Source organism: Streptomyces sp. F63, from assembly GCF_018070345.1.
GTDB lineage: Bacteria > Actinomycetota > Actinomycetes > Streptomycetales > Streptomycetaceae > Streptomyces.
Genome location: NZ_JAGPXX010000031.1, coordinates 24,477 through 42,328, shown reverse-complemented (window position 1 = coordinate 42,328; position 17,852 = coordinate 24,477). Strand labels below are relative to the sequence as shown.

At 74.0% G+C, this 17,852-nt stretch carries 12 protein-coding genes and 1 other RNA gene; 9 read left to right on the top strand and 4 right to left on the bottom strand.

What is annotated here, in order from left to right:
* Positions 1 to 279 precede the first annotated feature (279 nt).
* The gene (locus KBZ10_RS24135; RefSeq protein WP_210989824.1) at positions 280 to 4,185 is read right to left on the bottom strand and encodes an FHA domain-containing protein; all 3,906 of its coding nucleotides are present in this window, start codon (positions 4,183 to 4,185) and stop codon (positions 280 to 282) included.
* 574 nt (positions 4,186 to 4,759) lie between these two features.
* On the opposite strand from KBZ10_RS24135, the gene KBZ10_RS24130 reads away from it, so the two are divergent.
* The 4 genes from KBZ10_RS24130 (at position 4,760) to KBZ10_RS24115 (ending at position 10,451) form a co-directional block, all read left to right on the top strand.
* Complete coding sequence (locus KBZ10_RS24130) at positions 4,760 to 6,439, top strand: serine/threonine-protein kinase (RefSeq protein ID WP_210989823.1); 1,680 nt, start codon at positions 4,760 to 4,762, stop codon at positions 6,437 to 6,439.
* A 176-nt stretch (positions 6,440 to 6,615) separates the two neighbouring features.
* Complete coding sequence (locus tag KBZ10_RS24125; RefSeq protein ID WP_210989822.1) at positions 6,616 to 8,004, top strand: serine/threonine-protein kinase; 1,389 nt, start codon at positions 6,616 to 6,618, stop codon at positions 8,002 to 8,004.
* Positions 8,005 to 8,070: 66 nt separating this feature from the next.
* Positions 8,071 to 9,177, top strand: a complete 1,107-nt coding sequence (prfB, locus tag KBZ10_RS24120) for a peptide chain release factor 2 (protein WP_210989821.1) — start codon at positions 8,071 to 8,073, stop codon at positions 9,175 to 9,177.
* A gap of 323 nt (positions 9,178 to 9,500) precedes the next feature.
* On the top strand, positions 9,501 to 10,451 hold the full coding sequence (locus KBZ10_RS24115) for a hypothetical protein (protein WP_210989820.1): 951 nt from the start codon (positions 9,501 to 9,503) through the stop codon (positions 10,449 to 10,451).
* Positions 10,452 to 10,640: 189 nt separating this feature from the next.
* On the opposite strand, the gene KBZ10_RS24110 is transcribed toward KBZ10_RS24115, so the two are convergent.
* A complete protein-coding gene (locus KBZ10_RS24110) occupies positions 10,641 to 10,832 on the bottom strand; it encodes a hypothetical protein (protein WP_210989819.1) in 192 nt (63 codons plus the stop codon).
* Positions 10,833 to 11,164: 332 nt separating this feature from the next.
* On the opposite strand from KBZ10_RS24110, the gene ftsE reads away from it, so the two are divergent.
* The 5 genes from ftsE to ssrA all read left to right on the top strand — a co-directional run bounded on the left by ftsE (position 11,165) and on the right by ssrA (position 15,126).
* Positions 11,165 to 11,854, top strand: coding sequence for a cell division ATP-binding protein FtsE (ftsE, locus tag KBZ10_RS24105; RefSeq protein WP_210989818.1), 690 nt, complete (start codon positions 11,165 to 11,167; stop codon positions 11,852 to 11,854).
* Between the two features lie 42 nt (positions 11,855 to 11,896).
* On the top strand, positions 11,897 to 12,808 hold the full coding sequence (ftsX, locus tag KBZ10_RS24100; protein ID WP_210989817.1) for a permease-like cell division protein FtsX: 912 nt from the start codon (positions 11,897 to 11,899) through the stop codon (positions 12,806 to 12,808).
* Positions 12,809 to 12,875: 67 nt separating this feature from the next.
* A complete protein-coding gene (locus KBZ10_RS24095; RefSeq protein ID WP_210989816.1) occupies positions 12,876 to 14,063 on the top strand; it encodes a S41 family peptidase in 1,188 nt (395 codons plus the stop codon).
* Between the two features lie 18 nt (positions 14,064 to 14,081).
* Positions 14,082 to 14,588: an SsrA-binding protein SmpB gene (gene smpB, locus KBZ10_RS24090; protein WP_210989815.1), complete on the top strand. Its 507-nt coding sequence runs from the start codon at positions 14,082 to 14,084 to the stop codon at positions 14,586 to 14,588.
* Positions 14,589 to 14,747: 159 nt separating this feature from the next.
* Positions 14,748 to 15,126, top strand: a transfer-messenger RNA (tmRNA) gene (gene ssrA, locus KBZ10_RS24085).
* 96 nt (positions 15,127 to 15,222) lie between these two features.
* Here ssrA and KBZ10_RS24080 read toward each other — a convergent pair.
* Positions 15,223 to 16,056: an IclR family transcriptional regulator C-terminal domain-containing protein gene (locus KBZ10_RS24080; protein WP_210989814.1), complete on the bottom strand. Its 834-nt coding sequence runs from the start codon at positions 16,054 to 16,056 to the stop codon at positions 15,223 to 15,225.
* 117 nt (positions 16,057 to 16,173) lie between these two features.
* Entirely contained in the window at positions 16,174 to 17,667 is a 1,494-nt protein-coding gene (locus tag KBZ10_RS24075; RefSeq protein ID WP_210989813.1) for an amidohydrolase family protein, read from the bottom strand.
* Between the last annotated feature and the right edge of the window lie 185 nt (positions 17,668 to 17,852).

The window sequence follows — 17,852 nt, the reverse complement described above, 5'->3', positions numbered from 1 at the left end:
CGTACGTACTGTGCGACAGTCCTATGCCCCCGGGGAGAGCGGTCGCAATACCGGAGCGGAGATCAACGGGCTGATCGTGACCGGGCTGTGATGGGCAGTCAGGCCGGCTCGCCCAGGAGTGGGAACGCGGCCCGGAAAGCCTGTTCGGAAGAGCCGTCACGGGGTACCCGGCCTCTTCCGGGGTGGTGAACGGGCGCCGGGCGGCGGGAGGTCGTGCCCGGGCAACGGACGCCCGCGCCCGTCCGCGGCGCGCGGGCGCCGCGGCGGGTCCGGTCCCGTTCAGACCAGCGGCGGGGCCGGAGCCGCGTCGGCGGACTCGGCCGCCCGCTGCAGGGCACTGGCCAGCAGCGCCAAGTCGGTCGGCCCGTTGCCCAGTTCGCGGAGCGGGCGGCGCGCCGGGGGATCGCCCATGCGCGCCCAGTCGAGCGGCACCACCGTCGGCCGCTGGGTGGCCGTCCGCGGGATGCGGCCGGTGACCCGGCCCGCCTGGAACCAGACGACCGCGCCGTCCCGGCCGGCCAGACGGCCGCGCCCCGCCGTCGCCTCCGCCTTCTCCGGCCCGTCGGTCACGGCGGGCAGCACCTCCAGGGAGACCCGCATCCCGGCCGCCTCCGCCGCGGCGGTGCCGGCCGTGCGCTCCGGATGGCCGGTCGCCGCGATCAGATGAACCCCCAGCCGGGCACCCTCCCGGGCCACCGCCTCCAGCGCCCGCACCACGGAGCCGGCCGCCGGGCGGCCGGTGCTGCCGAGCGCGGGGGAGAGCAGGGCGTCGAAGTCGTCGACGAGCACCACCAGCCGGGGCAGCGCCTCCGGACCGGCCACCGCCCGGACCTGCGGCTCCGCCCCGGCGGCCGCCCCGCCCCGCGCACTCCGGGCCGGAGCCGGGACCGTGCCACCGGAGGAACTCCCGGACGCGGCGGGCGGGGTGAGCCCCGCTGCCGGGGTGCCGCCCGCTGCCGGGGCGCCGCCCTCCCCGGGACGGCCCCCGCCGCGGATCCGCAGCTTCAGCGTGCCGCCGGCCTCCGGCTCCAGATCACCGCTCCGCCGGTCGCCGCCCCGGCGCTCCGCGGTACGCCGCACCGGTCGCTCCGCGTGGCCCGCCCACCGGGTGTGCCACGCGGTGAAGTCCAGCCCGTCCAGCAGTTCGGCCCGCCGTTTCAGCTCCGAGCTGAGCGCCTGCGCGAAGGCCCGCATCCGCACCGGGTCGACTCCGGTCACATACGTCGTCACATGGGGGAGGTCCGTGCAGGCGCGCAACCCCTCGCCGCGCGCCTCCGGCTGCGGGGAACGCAGTCCGCCACCGTCCACCAGGGCCATCGCCAGCCGGTCCGGCCGGTCGGCCGCGGCCAGCGAGGCGGCCAGCGACCGCAGCAGCTCCGTCTTGCCGCTGCCCGCACCGCCCTCGACCAGCAGGTGCGGGCCCTCCGCGGCCACGTCCACGGTGAGCGGGCCGTGCGGTCCCGCGCCGAGCACCGCGCAGAGCCGGCCGCCCGGCGGCGTCCCGGGGTCGGCCGCGGCGGCCCAGCGGGCCGTCAGGGAGGCGGGGGTCGCACGAGCCAGCCCCAGCTCGTCCAGCAGCCGCGCCGCGCGGGGGAGCTTCACCGCCACCCGGCGCGATCCGCCCGGGCCGCTCGCACCCGACCCGGCGTCCGGCAGCCGCAGCGGCGCCAACGACCGGGCGAACCGCTCGGCCCAGGCGGCGGACACGGCGTCGGCGATCGCGGCCGTGCCGTTGTCCGGCACCCCGGGCCGGCGCCCGCCCGCGGCGTGCCGCACCGGCGCCGGGCGGGAGGACAGGCCATGGGTGTCCGCCGGACCGGCCGGACGCGGACCGCCGGATCCGGTCGTCCCCGCCGGGGTGCCGTGCGGACCCTGCTCCCCGCAGACGCCGTGGGGGGCCCCGGCGGTGTCCGCGGCGGGTGCGGCGGGACCGGCCGCCCCGTGCGCCCCGCGCCGGTCGGCCGGGAGGTGTATCAGCCGGAGCGCTGTGGCCACCTCGCCACTGAGCATCGCCACCGAGCCGCACTCCCCGAAGGCGGGGGAGACCGAGCGTGCCGTCTCGAAGTTGGCCAGCAGCGGAGCCGCGGGCGAGGCCGCGGGGGTCTCCACCGCACAGACGAGATGGACGCCGGCGGCCGGACCGGCCAGCGCCAGCCGGGCCGTGGCATCCCGTAGCTCGGGGGAACCGGGATCGCCGTCCAGGACCACCACGGTGTACGAGCCGTCCTCCCGTGCGGTCGCTCCGCCACTGCCGTGACCGCCCGTCCCGGCGCGCGGCTCCTCCTCCACCTGGCGGGCCAGCTCCGCGATCCGGGCCGCGGCCTGCTCCTGGTCGTAGGCGAGCAGCAGCCGGCAGTCCTGGCCGTGCGCCGGACGCAGCTGGGGCAGCCAGCCGAGCCAGGCCCAGGCGGCCATCCGCTCCCGGACGTCCCGCGCCGGGTCGGCGCTGATCAGGACGAGTTCCAGGGTGGCGGGGGAGTGCAGCGCCGCCAGCTGCGCGACGACGGACCGCGCCAGCCCGGCCAGCCGGGCGCGCGGACCGGCCAGGCCCAGCGAACCGGCCTGCCGCAGTCCGACGGTGACGGGGAACGAGAACACCCCCGCGCGGTCGGCCGTGCCGAGCCGGACCACCAGCGCGTCGGGGTGGCCGGAGCCGCGCTCCCACAGCCGCGGGCCGGGGCCCAGGGCGGTGAGCAGGATCTCGGACGGGTCGGGCCAGCGCCGGTGCGGCGCGGCGGCCGCGGCGGGGGACGGGCCGGGGGCGTCCGCCGGCCGGTCCGCCGCCGCGACACCGTCCTCGGCGCGTCCGCCGGCCAGGCGGCGGGCCCAGGCTCCTATGCCGCGGCCGCGGCGCCCCGCGCGGCGGTCCGGAGCCCCGTGCTCCCCGGGCCGTGTACCGGGCCGGCCGCCGCCGTGCGCCCCCGCCGGTGCCCCGGCGGGGGCGCGGAAGGCGCCGCTGCCCTCGGCGGTCCGGGTCTCACCCGCGGGGCGCCCGTACGGAAGGGGGCTGTCGCCGTGCCCGGCCACCGTGTGCTCCCGGGGGCCGTCGGGCCGCTCGCCGGGCACGGACGGAGCCGGGCTCCGGCCCGGGTTCCGCTGGCCGGGCAGCAGCGGTGCCCGGCCGGACGGACCCCGGCCGTCGTCTCCGGCGCCGCTGTACCCGGATTCGCCGTATCCGGGCTCACCGCGCCCGTGTTCGGCGTGCTCCCGTTCTGCCGCGGCGTACGGTTCCCGCGGGGCGTGGTCACCGGCCCGGCCGTACGGGCCGCCGCGCTCCTGCTCCCCGTCCCCGCGCGGGCCGCCCGGGTCCCGGGTGCCGCCCGGGTCCGCCGCTCCGGCAGCCGGGGCGGGGGCGGGGACCGCGGCAGGCGTCCGCCCGCCGGCGGCCGGGGCGCCGGGCGGGTCGACCCGCAGCCGCCCCTCGCCGTCCGGTGTCACCGGAAGGGAACCGGGCAGCACCGCCGGCCGCCGCGCCGCGCCCGGTCCCGCCGGTGCCGCCGGGGTCTCCTGCCCGGGGTCCGCGGCGGATTCGACGCGCAGCGCCGACTCGCCGACCCGGAGCAGGGCGCCCGGCGGCAGTGGCCGGGGCCGGCCGTCCACCGGCGCGCCGTCCACCGCGGTCCCGTTGGTCGAACCGAGATCTGCGACGGTCACCCGGCCGTCCTCGGCGACCGTCACCGCGCAGTGCAGCCGGGAGACGTCGGGGTCGTCGAGCGGCACGTCGGCGTCGGCGGAGCGGCCGATCCTGATCTGCCCGCCGTGCAGCAGATGGACCCCGCCCGCGTCCGGCCCGGCGACGACGTGGAGCCGGGCGGCACCGCGGGCGGCCGTCTCCTGGGCGATGCCGGGGTGGGCGCCGGGAGGGGCCGGGGCGTGCAGGGACAGCACCGCGCCGTCGACGAGCGGGGGTTCACCGAGGACGCGGTGGCGGCCGTCGAGCCGCTCGGAGCCCGCGTACAGCACGACGGAGGCCGAGCCCGGCGCCGCGCCGGCCGCGCGGGTGCCGGAGCCGCCCGGGAGGCCTGGCTCCGCGCCGCGCGCGGGCTCGTGGCCGGCGGCCACGGCAGCCGCCAGGCCGCCGGCCACCGCGGAGAGGGCCGTTCCGGCGGGGGCCGTGACGAGCACGTCGCAGGAACGCGGGGCATGGCCGCTGAGCGGCCCGAGGACGGTCAAGCGGATCTGCATCGCCGTCAGCGGTCCCTTCCGCCCGGACGCGGCGGGGACCCGGTCCGTCCCCCGCCCGTGCACGGGCGCTCGGCACGTACAGGTCACCACAGGGCGCGGAGCCCCCGCTCCCCGCTCCTCCGTGCGTGGGTGCATCCTCGCACCTGCCGACGGCGTCCCGCCCGGCGCCCGCCGTCATTCGATCTTGAATGGTCGCTGTCCGGCCAAAAAGCGCCGAGCGGAGAGCAGGTGACGGCATCCTCTGTCGCCGGAAGGGCGGCTTGCGCCCTGTTCCGGTCGGCTTCCGCCCGGCGCGCCCGGAAGCACGGGCTCCGCCCGCCCGGGACGGCCCGCCCGGGACGGCCCGCGCGGCCGGCACGGCCCGCAGGAGCCGGGCGCACCGGCCCGCCGGGCAACCATCGGCCCGGCAGCCGCGTCCTCACGGAGGGCCGCGCCGCCTCCGGCGGCGGGGGGCCGGAGAAGAGCCGTACGACCCGCCGCCGGCCCGTATCCCGGCACTAGAGTGGGCGGAACGGCCCCGTGGAGTCCCCTCCGCGGAACGAGGCCAGGTACCTGGACGTAGGGAGCGCATGACGTGCGGCCGGTAGGCAGTAAGTATCTGCTCGAAGAGCCGCTCGGCCGCGGGGCCACCGGCACCGTCTGGCGGGCCCGGCAGCGTGAGACGGCGGGCGCGGAGGCGGCCGTGGCCGGGCATCCCGGCGAGGCCGTCGCGATCAAGGTCCTCAAGGAAGAGCTGGCGCACGACCCCGATGTCGTGATGCGGTTCCTGCGTGAGCGGTCGGTCCTGCTCCGGCTCACCCACCCCAATATCGTCCGCACCCGTGACCTCGTGGTCGAGGGCGATCTGCTCGCCCTCGTCATGGACCTGATCGAGGGCCCGGACCTCTTCCGCTATCTGCGCCAGAACGGCCCGTTCACGCCGGTCGCCACGGCCCTGCTGACCGCGCAGGTCGCCGACGCGCTCGCCGCCAGCCACGCCGACGGCATCGTCCACCGCGACCTCAAGCCCGCGAACGTCCTGCTGGCCACCGGCCCGAGCGGCGAGATGCACCCGATGCTCACCGACTTCGGCATCGCCCGGCTCGCCGACTCGCCCGGCCTGACCCGGACCCACGAATTCGTCGGCACCCCCGCCTACGTCGCACCGGAGTCCGCCGAGGGCCGCCCGCAGACGTCCGCCGTCGACATCTACGGCTGCGGCATCCTCCTCTACGAACTCGTCACCGGCCGCCCGCCGTTCGGCGGAGAGACGGCCCTGGAGGTGCTGCAGAAGCACCTCAGCGAGGAGCCGCGCCGCCCCACCACCGTCCCCGAACCGCTCTGGACGGTCATCGAGCACTGCCTGCGGAAGAGCCCGGACCAGCGGCCCAGCGCCGTCAACCTCGCCCGCGGCCTCCGCACGGTCGCCGCGGGCGTCGGCGTGCACGCCACCCCGGCCCAGGCCGAGGCGGCCCTCGGTGTCGCCGCGCTGCTGGCGCCCGACCCGGCGCCCGCGCCCGTTCCCGGCACCGCCGGCCACGGCGCGGGAGCGGCCGGCGGCGGGGACGCCGACCCGACCCAGGTGCTGCCGACCGGCGCGAGCGCCTACGACCCCAACGCGCAGACGGCTTTCCTGCCCTCCGGGGGCGGGCCCGGCGGCCCGGACCACGCCGGCGCCACCCGCGCCATGCCCCCGGTGCCGCCGGGGCCGCCGGTCCAGGGTGACGGCCAGGACGGCGAGCACCCCTGGCAGACGCAGATGCGCGCGGCCCGCGACCGCAACGAGCAGACCCAGGTCCAGTACCTCGACCCGGAGGACGACCCCCTCCGCCGCCGCCCGCAGCGCCGCCCGGCCCCGCACCAGCAGCAGCCGGCGCCCTACGCGCCGCCCCCGCAGCCCCAGCCGCAGCCGCGCCGGGAGCCCCGCCGCCGGCAGGAGCCGCAGCCCCGGCGCTACGCCCCGCCGCCCCCGCCGGCCCCCGCGCCGCGCCGGGAGCCGCGCCCCCGCAGTGCCAACCCGATGCGGATCCCCGGGCTCGGCTGCCTGAAGGGCTGCCTCTTCACCATCGTGGTCTTCGTCCTGGCGGCGTGGCTCGTCTGGGAGTTCACCCCGGTCCAGAGCTGGATCGCGGAGGGCAAGAGCTTCTGGCAGGCGACGACCGACGGCATCGGCGAGGTCGTCGACTGGTTCTCGCAGCTCGGCCAGGCGTCCGAACAACTCCCCGACACGTCCGACATCGAGGTTCCCGACCCCGGCACGGGCGGCGGCCAGTGACACCGGCCGGCCCGGAACCACTCCACCACCGTGGAGACTTGTCGACTTACAGCTGCCGATTTACCGCGCAGAAGTGATGGTTGGCCCCATCCTGGGCAACGGACACCTCGGTGGCCGCGTAGCTTGGTGGCCCACGCCTGCCCTCCGCGCGGAGGGCGTGACATGTCGGAGCAGTCTTGGCACGCAAGATCGGTAGCCGGTACACCGTCCATCAGATCCTCGGGCGGGGGTCCGCCGGGACGGTGTGGCTGGGCGAGGGGCCGGAGGGCCCGGTCGCCGTCAAACTCCTGCGCGAGGACCTCGCCTCGGACGAGGACCTCGTCGAACGCTTCGTCCAGGAGCGCACCGCGCTGCTCGGCCTCGACCACCCCCGGATCGTCGGCGTCCGGGACCTCGTCGTGGACGGCAACGACCTCGCCCTCGTCATGGATCTGGTACGCGGCACCGATCTGCGCACCCGCCTCGAACGGGAGCGCCGGCTGGCCCCGGAGGCCGCCGTCGCCATCGCCGCCGACGTGGCCGACGCCCTTGCCGCCGCGCACGCCGCGGGCATCGCGCACCGCGACGTCAAGCCGGAGAACATCCTCCTCGACATGGAGGGCCGGCTCGGACCGGGCGGCGCCCACCCCGCACTGCTGACCGACTTCGGCGTCGCCCGGCTCGTCGACTCCCCCGCCCGGACCCGCGCCCTGCGCTCCACCGCCGGAGCCGGCCCGGGCCCCCGCCCCGGTCAGGGCGGCCGCTCCGGGCAGGCCGGCGTGGCGCGGAACATCATCGGCACCCCCGACTACCTGGCCCCGGAGATCGTCGAGGGACTGCCGCCCCGCGCCTCTGTCGACATCTACGCCCTGGCGACCGTTCTGTACGAACTGCTGGCCGGTTTCACCCCCTTCGGCGGCGGCCACCCCGGCGCGGTGCTGCGCCGCCATGTCACCGAGACCGTGGCCCCGCTCCCCGGCATCCCCGACGAGCTCTGGCAACTGCTCGTCCAGTGCCTGGCCAAGTCGCCCGCCTCCCGGCTGCGCGCCGCGGAGCTGGCCGGCCGGCTCCGGGAACTCCTGCCCGGCCTGGCCGGGCTCCCGCCGCTCGACGTGGACGAGCCGGACTCCGAACAGTCCGCGGACGACCCCGCCGCCGAGGAGGGGACCGAGCCCTTCCGCTCCGTCCCGGAGCAGCCCCGCCGCGGAGCCGTGCCCCTGGTCCACGGCTCCGCGCCCGACTCGGGACGCGACACCCACACCAGCATGCGCGTTCCCAGCGCCGACGAACTCGCCGGCGGCGCGCACGGCACCGCCCGGGTACCCCGCCGGACGGGCGAGCCCCGGCCCGGTTCGGCCCGCCGCCGGGCCGAGGCGCTGCGCCGCCGCCGGATCCGGCTGGGGGTGGTCGTGGCGGGCCTGGTGGCGGTGGCCGGTCTCGGCGGCTGGCTGGCGGCCTCCGCCGACGGCGCCGTCACCGGCGACGGCCCCCGGACCGGCGGTACGGAACACTCGGCTCCCCGGGCCCCCGCGGGCGGCGGACCCGCCGCACCCGCCGGAGCGGCCCCGGCGACCGGAGCCCCCTGAGCCCCCGCGGGCGCCCCGCACCCGCCTCTGCGCGGTCTCCGGCCGGAAGCCGTTAGGCTGGGGGGCGTGGCAGTCGTCGATGTATCCGAAGAGCTGAAGTCCCTCTCCTCGACCATGGAGTCGATCGAGGCCGTCCTGGACCTCGACCGGATGAGGGCCGATATCGCCGAGCTGGAGGAGCAGGCGGCGGCCCCGGACCTCTGGGACGACGTCGAGAACGCGCAGAAGGTCACCAGCAAGCTGTCCTACCTGCAGGGACAGCTCCGCCGGGCCGAGGAGTTGCGCGGCCGGATCGACGACCTCTCGGTCCTCTTCGAGCTGGCCGAGTCCGAGGACGACGCCGACACCCGCGAGGAGGCCGAGAGCGAGCTCCGCTCGGTCCGGAAGGCCGTCGAGGAGATGGAGGTCCGCACCCTCCTGTCCGGCGAGTACGACGCCCGCGAGGCGCTGGTGAACATCCGCGCCGAGGCCGGCGGCGTGGACGCCGCGGACTTCGCCGAGCAACTGCAGCGCATGTACCTGCGCTGGGCCGAGCGGCACGGATACAAGACCGAGGTCTACGAGACGTCCTACGCCGAAGAGGCCGGGATCAAGTCGACGACCTTCGCCGTCCAGGCCCCGTACGCCTACGGCACCCTCTCGGTCGAGCAGGGCACGCACCGCCTGGTGCGCATCTCCCCGTTCGACAACCAGGGCCGCCGCCAGACCTCCTTCGCGGGGGTCGAGGTGCTCCCCGTGGTCGAGCAGACCGACCACATCGACATCGACGAGTCCGACCTCCGCGTCGACGTCTACCGCTCCTCCGGGCCCGGCGGCCAGGGAGTCAACACCACCGACTCCGCGGTCCGGCTGACCCACATCCCGACCGGCATCGTCGTCTCCTGCCAGAACGAGCGCTCGCAGATCCAGAACAAGGCCAGCGCCATGAACGTCCTCCAGGCGAAGCTGCTGGAGCGCCGCCGCCAGGAGGAACAGGCCAAGATGGACGCCCTCAAGGGCGAGGGCTCGGGCTCCTGGGGCAACCAGATGCGTTCCTACGTGCTGCACCCGTACCAGATGGTCAAGGATCTGCGCACGGAGTTCGAGGTGGGCAACCCGCAGGCCGTCCTCGACGGCGACATCGACGGCTTCATCGAGTCCGGTATCCGCTGGCGCAAGCAGCGGGAGAAGTAGCCCGCCCGCCGGCATCGTCCCCGGCCCCGTTCGAGGAATGCAGTGAACGGCAACTGCCGCCGCAAGGGCGGCAGTTGCCGTTTTCGTCACAGTCCTGTGCGTGCCCGCGGTCCAAGTGGTCACGCAACGGACATAGCGCGCCCAACGCGCTTGACGCTGCTGTGAATCTTGGGAAGGGTGACGCTCGGCATGCCCATGTCTGGGCGCGGGCGCTAAGGGGGGGCGGGCGGAACGAGAGTCCCGCGTCGCTCCTACCCACTACGACCAACAGCCCATGCATGGCTGCTCCACTGACGAGATCAGCTACTGGGGGTAGCAGCTAGATGACGAAGAAGACGCGGTTGCGCGTTGCGCGCATAACCGCCGGCGCGGTGATCGCTGCCGGAGCCTCCCTGACCGCCGCGGGCGCCGCACAGGCCGTCGGCGTCGACGTCGAGATCGGCGGGCTCAGCACCAAGGCCTCCGTGGAGGAGGGGAACATCGAGGTCGGCATCCAGGCCGACGAGCCCGACCCCTGCGACGTCCTCCCCTCAGAGTGTGGCGAGGAGGACGGCGGCGCCGGCAACGGTGGCACGGACGGCGGTGCCGACGGTGGTGCTATCGGCGGTGGTGACGGCGGTGCCGATGGTGGTGCCGACGGTGGTGCTATCGGCGGTGGTGACGGCGGTGCCGACGGTGGTGCCGACGGTGGTGGCATCGGCGGCGGTATCGGCGGTGGTGACGGCGGTGCCGACGGTGGTGCCGACGGTGGTGCTATCGGCGGTGGTGACGGCGGTGCCGACGGTGGTGGCATCGGCGGCGGTATCGGTGGTGGTATCGGCGGCGGTGACGGCGGCGGTGACAACGGCGGTTCCGGTGACAACGGCGGTTCCGGCAACGGTGGGGGCACCGGCGGCGGTGACACCGGCGGTTCCGGTGACAACGGCGGTTCCGGTGACAACGGCGGTTCCGGCAACGGTGGCGGCACCGGCGGCGGTGACACCGGCGGTTCCGGTGACACGGGCGGTTCCGGCGACACCGGTGGCACCGGTGGCGGCAACAACCCCGGCCCCGACACCGGCGGCAACATCGACACCGGTATCGACGCGGGCACCGACACCAACAACATCGGTGCGCAGCCGGTCGAGCAGAGTGAGGCCAAGGAGGAGCTGGCCGAGACCGGCGCCTCCGAGACCGCGTTCCTGCTGATCGGTGCGGCGACGATGATCGCCGGTGGCATCGGCTTCCGCTTCCTGCCGCAGATCGTGGCCGGCCGCGGTGGCGCCGCTGCCTGACCGGTCCGCCCGGTCGCCGAGTACGGCACACGCCCGCCACAGGGCGTGTGAGCACAGTCGGGGGGCCCGGACCGCAGTCGCGTTCGGGGGCCCTCGTGGTCGTCCGTGCCCGAGGCGTTCAGGGCCGCGCGGCGGGCCGCGGAAGGCCGCCCGGGTCGACAGCCGGAGCGGCGTGTGATGCGCCGCCGTCTACGCGGTCTGGTGCGCCAGCAGGGCCACGGCGACGAGTGTGGCCACCAGCGCGATCAGTGCGGCCGGGGAGAGGCTCGCCAGAGGGCCGTTCTGGTGCTGGAGCCGCTCTCTGCTGGCGCGGCAGACGGCGCAGCGCCCCTCGCACACCGGGCCCGCGCAATTGGCGCACACCAGTCGGTCGCATGTCATGCGATCTCCTCCTCACCTGGGGCCAACGCCCGGGGGAGTGCGTCCGTTCCCCATCCGGGGGAGCGGTTCCGTTTCCCATACCACTGTGCCAGCTTCCCGGCGATCCGGCGCACCGGGAGGAGACCCGGAGCGGATCAGCAGGGCGCCCGGGGCGCGGCACGGCCGCTATGGCCTGGTTTATTCCCGAAGGTGCCGTGAATCAGCGCTCATACGAGGGCGACGACTGCACGACTCCGCCGGGTTCGCGTATGGTCACGCTCACCGGCGGGCGCCACAGCTGGGCTGTACGGCGTCCCGCGTCCCCTCTCTACAAGGTCGACCGTGGTGCACCCGTGATCCGATTCGACAACGTATCCAAGTCCTACCCCAAGCAGACGAGGCCCGCGCTGCGGGATGTCTCGCTGGAGGTCGAGAAGGGCGAGTTCGTCTTCCTCGTGGGCTCCTCAGGCTCGGGCAAGTCCACCTTCCTGCGGCTGCTGCTCCGCGAGGAGCGGGCGAGCAGCGGGTCGGTGCACGTCCTGGGCAAGGACCTGGCGCGGCTCTCCAACTGGAAGGTCCCGCAGATGCGGCGCCAGCTGGGCACCGTCTTCCAGGACTTCCGGCTGCTTCCCAACAAGACGGTCGGGGAGAACGTCGCCTTCGCCCTCGAAGTGATCGGCAAGCCGCGGGCGCAGATCCGCAAGACGGTCCCCGAGGTGCTCGACCTGGTCGGGCTGGGCGGCAAGGACGACCGGATGCCGGGGGAGCTGTCCGGCGGTGAGCAGCAGCGGGTGGCGATCGCCCGGGCGTTCGTCAACCGCCCGATGCTGCTGATCGCGGACGAGCCGACGGGCAACCTGGACCCGCAGACCTCGGTCGGCATCATGAAGCTGCTGGACCGGATCAACCGGACCGGTACGACCGTGGTGATGGCGACCCACGACCAGCAGATCGTCGACCAGATGCGCAAGCGCGTCATCGAGCTGGAGAAGGGCCGGCTGGTGCGCGACCAGTCGCGCGGTGTCTACGGCTACGCGCACTGAGTGACCACACCGTAGCCGCGGGCCACACCCTGAAAGGACATCATGCGCGCCCAGTTCGTCCTGTCGGAGATCAGCGTCGGTCTCCGCCGCAATCTCACGATGACCTTCGCCGTCATCGTCTCCGTCGCCCTCTCGCTCGGCCTGTTCGGCGCCTCCCTGCTGATGCGCGACCAGGTCGACACCATGAAGGGCTACTGGTACGACAAGGTCAACGTCTCGATCTTCCTCTGCAACAAGAACGACGCGGAGAGCGACCCCAACTGCGCCAAGGGCGCGGTCACGGCGGACCAGAAGAAGGAGATCGAGGCCGAGCTGCAGAGGATGCCGGTCGTCGACACCGTCCACCACGAGTCGAGCGACGAGGCGTACAAGCACTACAAGGAGCAGTTCGGCGACTCCCCGCTGGCCTCCTCGCTCACCCCGGACCAGATGCAGGAGTCGTACCGGGTCAAGCTGAAGGACCCGGAGAAGTACCAGGTCATCAAGAGCGCCTTCTCGGCCCGCCCCGGTGTGCAGGCGGTCGAGGACCAACGGGATGTGCTCGACAACCTCTTCAATCTGCTGAACGGCATGAACATCGCGGCACTCGTCGTGATGGCCCTGATGCTGATCGTGGCCCTGATGCTGATCGTCAACACGGTGCGGGTCTCGGCGTTCAGCCGCCGTCGGGAGACCGGCATCATGCGGCTGGTCGGGGCGTCGAGCTTCTACATCCAGATGCCGTTCATCATGGAGGCCGCCATCGCCGGCCTCATCGGCGCCGTCTTCGCCTGCGTCCTGCTGGTGTTCGGGAAGTTCTTCCTCGTCAACAACTGGCTGGCGGAGCGGATCGACCTCATCAACTTCATCGGCTGGGACGTGGTCCTCGCCAAACTGCCCTTGGTGCTGGCGATCGGTCTCCTCATGCCCGCGATCGCTGCTTTCTTCGCTCTGCGCAAGTACCTCAAGGTGTGATGTTCGTCCAAGGCGCCGTACGGCCAACTCCCCGTACGGCGCTTCGGTGTCGCTTAGACTCACCGGCATGTCGGGCTCGTCGATGTTCGTCCCACCCCGCCGCCTTCGCCGCGGGGTGGCCCTGACATTGGTCCTCGGCAGTGTCCTCGTCACCGGCGGCGTCTCCGGCGGCTGGCTCGACGAGGGCCCCCGGGAGCGGCCCTCGGCGCGGACGGATGCGGTGGCGGACACGGCCGGTGACGGATCCGGCGAGACCGCCCTCGCCGAGGCGGCGGCCGCCGCCATGGCCGCGGGCGAGTCCGGGACCGATGCCGCCGAGGAAGTCGTCAGCCGCAGCGGCGACCGCTGGTCCGCCGTCTACAGCGCCGGGGAGTACGAGGGGCTGCGGCAGAGCCTCGACGGCTGGTACGTCGGGGTCGGCATCTGGGTCCGGCACGATGCCGGCGGACGGATCGAGGTGGCGCGGGCCCTGCCCGGCAGCCCCGCCGACCGTGCCGGCATCAGACCCGGGGACCGGCTCCGCGCCGTCGACGGTGAGAAGACCGGCGGGCAGCCCGTCACCGAGGTCGTCTCCCTGCTCCGCGGCGACGACCGGGGCGCCGAGGCGGGCAGCACCGTCGAGCTGGACCTGCAGCGCGGCGACCGCCGCTGGCGGGAGACCCTGGTCCGGCGCAGGCTGGCCACCGAGAGCGTCACCTCGCGGACCGCGGCGGACGGTACGACCCTGATCGAGGTCGGCTCGTTCACCAAGGGGTCCGGCGAGGAGGTCGTCCGCGCGGTGCGGAAGGCCCGGGACGGCGCCGGTGTGCTGCTCGACCTGCGGGGCAACCCCGGCGGTCTGGTCGCCGAGGCGGTGACCGCGGCCTCCGCCTTCCTCGACGGCGGCCTGGTCGCCACCTACGACGTGCACGGCGAGCAGCGGGCCCTGCACGCGGAGGAGGGCGGCGCCGCCGAGGGGCTGCCGCTGGTCGTCCTGGTGGACGGCGGCACCATGAGCTCCGCCGAGTTGCTGGCCGGCGCGCTGCAGGACCGGGGCCGGGCGGTCGTCGTCGGTACGGAGACCTTCGGCAAGGGTTCCGTCCAGATGCCCGAGGAACTGCCGGACGGTTCGGTCGCCGAGCTCACCGTCGGTCACTACCGCACTCCCTCCGGGCGGACTGTGGACGGCGAGGGAATCACCCCGGACCTGGTGGCCCGGGAGGGCGTGGAGGGGCGGGCCAGGACGGTATTGACTGGCCTCGCGGGTGGTTCGTAGTGCGAGAATGGCCGCGCTATGGCAAAAACCAACAAGGCTAAAGAGAAGGCCAGGGAGTCGGGCCGCAAACTGATCGCGCAGAACAAGAAGGCGCGGCACGACTACACCATCCTGGACACCTACGAGTGCGGTCTGGTGCTGACCGGCACCGAGGTCAAATCCCTGCGGCAGGGCAGGGCCTCCCTGGTGGACGGCTTCGTCCAGCTGGACGGCGGCGAGGCCTGGCTGCACAACGTGCACATCCCCGAGTACGCCCAGGGCACCTGGACCAACCATGCGGCCCGGCGGAAGCGGAAGCTGCTGCTCCACCGGGAGGAGATCGACAAGCTGGAGCGCAAGTCGCAGGAGAGCGGGCACACCATCGTCCCGCTGCAGCTGTACTTCAAGGAGGGCCGGGCCAAGGTCGAGATCGCGCTGGCCAAGGGCAAGAAGGAGTACGACAAGCGGCAGACGCTGCGGGAGAAGCAGGACCGGCGCGAGACGGAACGGGCGATCTCGGCGGTGCGGCGGCGCCAGCGGGCCTAGCCGCAGGCGGTCCGCGCGGCCGCGACGGCCGGGGGTGGTGCGGATCACACATGGCGGGGGGCCGGCGGGAATGATCTGGCTCCCGCGTCGGTTGTTGACGTACGATGGACCACAGCGCCACCGGGTGTGCCACACCGGGTGTGCTTGTCAAATCAACATGGGGATGATCGGTTTCGACAGCGGATGTCGAGGCAGGGGAAGCGAGCCGAGGAAGCGGCAATGATCTCGTAAACCATATGTCGCAAAAAATAATCGCCAACACCAAGCGCGATTCCTTCGCCCTCGCTGCCTGATCTAACAGACAGCGACTCTGCGGAGTGTCAGCCCGGGCTTGATCCCGTCCCGGAACCTGGCATCAGCTAGGGATCTAAACCACCGGCCCCGGCCACGGGGGCCGGTGGGAAATCAAACAGTGGCTGAGCCCGTCGGAGACTTGTTCGCGTGATCTCCGGGGCCGAGAAAATCGCAGCGAACTGCGCTCGGAGAAGCCCTGTTTCCGCACCGTTGGACGCGGGTTCGATTCCCGCCATCTCCACCATCCCATGCGCCGAAGGCCCCGCTGACCCAGCGGGGCCTTCGGCGTCCCCGGACCCGGCCCGTACGCCCGGGCCCCCCGCGTTTCCGGTATGCGGTCTCAGCCGCCCGAGGCTGAGGCCGTCTCGGCGCGGTGGTCCAGTTCCCGGTGCGGGCGCGACTGCCACAGCGCCCACTCGGCACTGATGTCCCCGGCGGTGCGCAGCAGCAGCGGAAGATGCTCCCGCAGCAGCGTCTCGGTCGAGGTCTCCGCGGCGTGCACGGTGACGTTCATGGCGGCCCGGACGGTGCCGGTGCCGTCCCGCACGGGGACGGCCACCGAGCGGACGCCCGGGGCCAGTTCCTCGTCGGCCAGGGCCCAGCCGCGGGCGCGCACCTCGGTGAGTTCCCGGTGCAGTTCTTCCGGGGTGGCCCGGTCGCTCCCGGGCAGTCCGGAGCGGCTGGGCAACGCCAGCGCCGCCGCCAGCTCGGCGGGGGAGAGAGCGGCGAGCAGGACTTTGCCCTGGGAAGTCCGGGGGGCTGGGAACCTGGTGCCGATCTCCACCCGCAGGGCGATGATCTTGGGCACGGAGACCCGGGCCACATAGACGATGTCGGAGCCGTCCAGCTGCGCCATGGAGGAGGACTCCCCGGTACGGGCGACCAGTGCCTCCATGTGCGGCCGTGCGATGTCCCAGAGGCCGAGGGCCCCCACATAGGCCATGCCCAGCGTGAGCACCTTGGGTGTCAGCTGGAAGGCGCTGCCGGAGGACCGGACGAAGCCGAGCTCCTCCAGGGTCAGCAGAAGCCGGCGCGCGGTGGGCCGGGCGAGCCCGGCCGCGGCGGCCACCTCGGTGAGGGACATGCTGCGGTGGTCGGTGTCGAAGGCGGCCAGCACGTCCAGCCCGCGGGCCAGGGATTCGACGAAGTCCGGCCCCGCCCCTCGTCCAGCCATCTCCGTGCCTCCCGTGATCGTGTGGCCCGCGGTGCCCCGGCTCGGCGACCGCCCGTCCCGGGGGAGCCTACGGCCTCGGCGGGACGGTTCGGCCACCCGGGAGCGGCCACCGGCTCCTCAGCCGCCGGAGTCCGGCTCGCCGAAGACGGTGCCCCGGGCCCCGTGCGTCGACTCCGACTTGTAGGCGGTGTACTGGTAGGGGTTGTCCAGCACCTCGTCGCCGTCGGGCAGTTCCGGGTCCATACCTGCGGCCCATGCTTCCTCGCCCAGTGCCGAGCGCAGGTGCTCCACGGTCGCCTCGGTGGTGCGCCGCACGGCCGGCAGATCGGCGTCCACCAGCCGGTGCGCGTGTTTCACCACCCGGCCGTCGACCAGCACGGTGTGCACATCGCCGCGCTGCGCCTGGAAGACCACGTGCCCATAGGGGTTGAGCAGCGGGAACGACACCGGGGAGGCGTCGTTCCGGAGCAGGACGACATCGGCCTTCGCCCCCGGGGTCAGCCGCCCCAGGTCGTCCCGCCCCAGGGCACGGGCGCCTCCCCGGGTCGCCCAGTCGACGACCTGCTCGGCCCGCAGGTGGACGTGGGTCACCGTGTCGCCGCGCGTATGGGCCTCCAGATGTTCCCGTGACCGGTCGGCGCCGAGTGTGGTGCGCATGGCGGTGAAGAGGTCGCCGCTCCACCAGACGCTGGTGTCCATCGACAGCGACACGGGAATGCCGTGCCGTCGGACCTGCCAGGTGGGCGGGTAACCCTGTCCGGCGCTCTGCTCGGATTCGGTGGAGACCGACACGGAGCCGCCGGTGGCGGCGATCCGGTGGTAGGCGTCGGTGGTGAGCGTCGCCGCGTGGACGTAGACCGTCTCCGGGGTCATGAAGCCGTTCTCGTGCATGAGGCGGATGCCCGCGTCGTCGGTGGCACCCCAGACCCCCGCGTGGGTGGTGACCGGCAGTCCCAGCTCGCGGGCGGTCTCGAAGGCGGCCTGCTCCGGAAAGGCGGGATCGCCCGTGACGTCGAAGGCGAGCTGGAAGCCGAGGAGGTCGCCGGCCCCGGTGCGGCTCCGGTCGAGGAAGGAGCGGACGGCGGGGTCGGCGGTCCACTCCCACGGCGCCGCCTGGATGTTGCCGTAGGCGAGGACGAACCGGCCGGGGACCGCCCGGAGGGCGTCGACGGCGGCCTCCGCGTGGTCCACGGTCTGCAGGCCGTGGGACCAGTCGACCGTGGTGGTGACTCCCGCCTCGACGGCTTCCCAGGCGGAGAGCAGGTTCCCGGCGTACACGTCCTCCGGGCGGAAGGCCTTGCCGTGTTCCAGGTAGTACCACACGAAGTACTGCGTCAGCGTCCAGTCGGCGCCGTAGCCGCGCATGGCGGTCTGCCACATGTGCCGGTGGGTGTCGATCAGGCCCGGCATGACGATGCCGCCGCGGGCGTCGATCTCCCAGCAGCCCTCGGGGACGTCCAGGCCCCGGCCGACGGCGGCGACGCGATCGGCCACGACCAGGACGTCCGCGCCGGTCAGTACGGTGCGGGCGTCGTCCATGGTGAGCACGGTGCCGCCGCGGAACACCACCGGCCGGCCGGCCGGCGGCGCCTGCGCTTCGGAGTGGGACATCTCATCCTCCACAGTGTCGGCTCCAGGCTCCGGACGGATGTCCGTATGCCGGTCGCGGGGTCGATGCCGCCACTGTGGATCGGCCGGTGGGGCCTGTCAAGGGGCCCGGTGCCGGACGGGCCCCGATCGTGTGGGGCTCTTGACAGCTCTCACGGATCACGCCAAGACTTGGGGGGCGTTCGCGG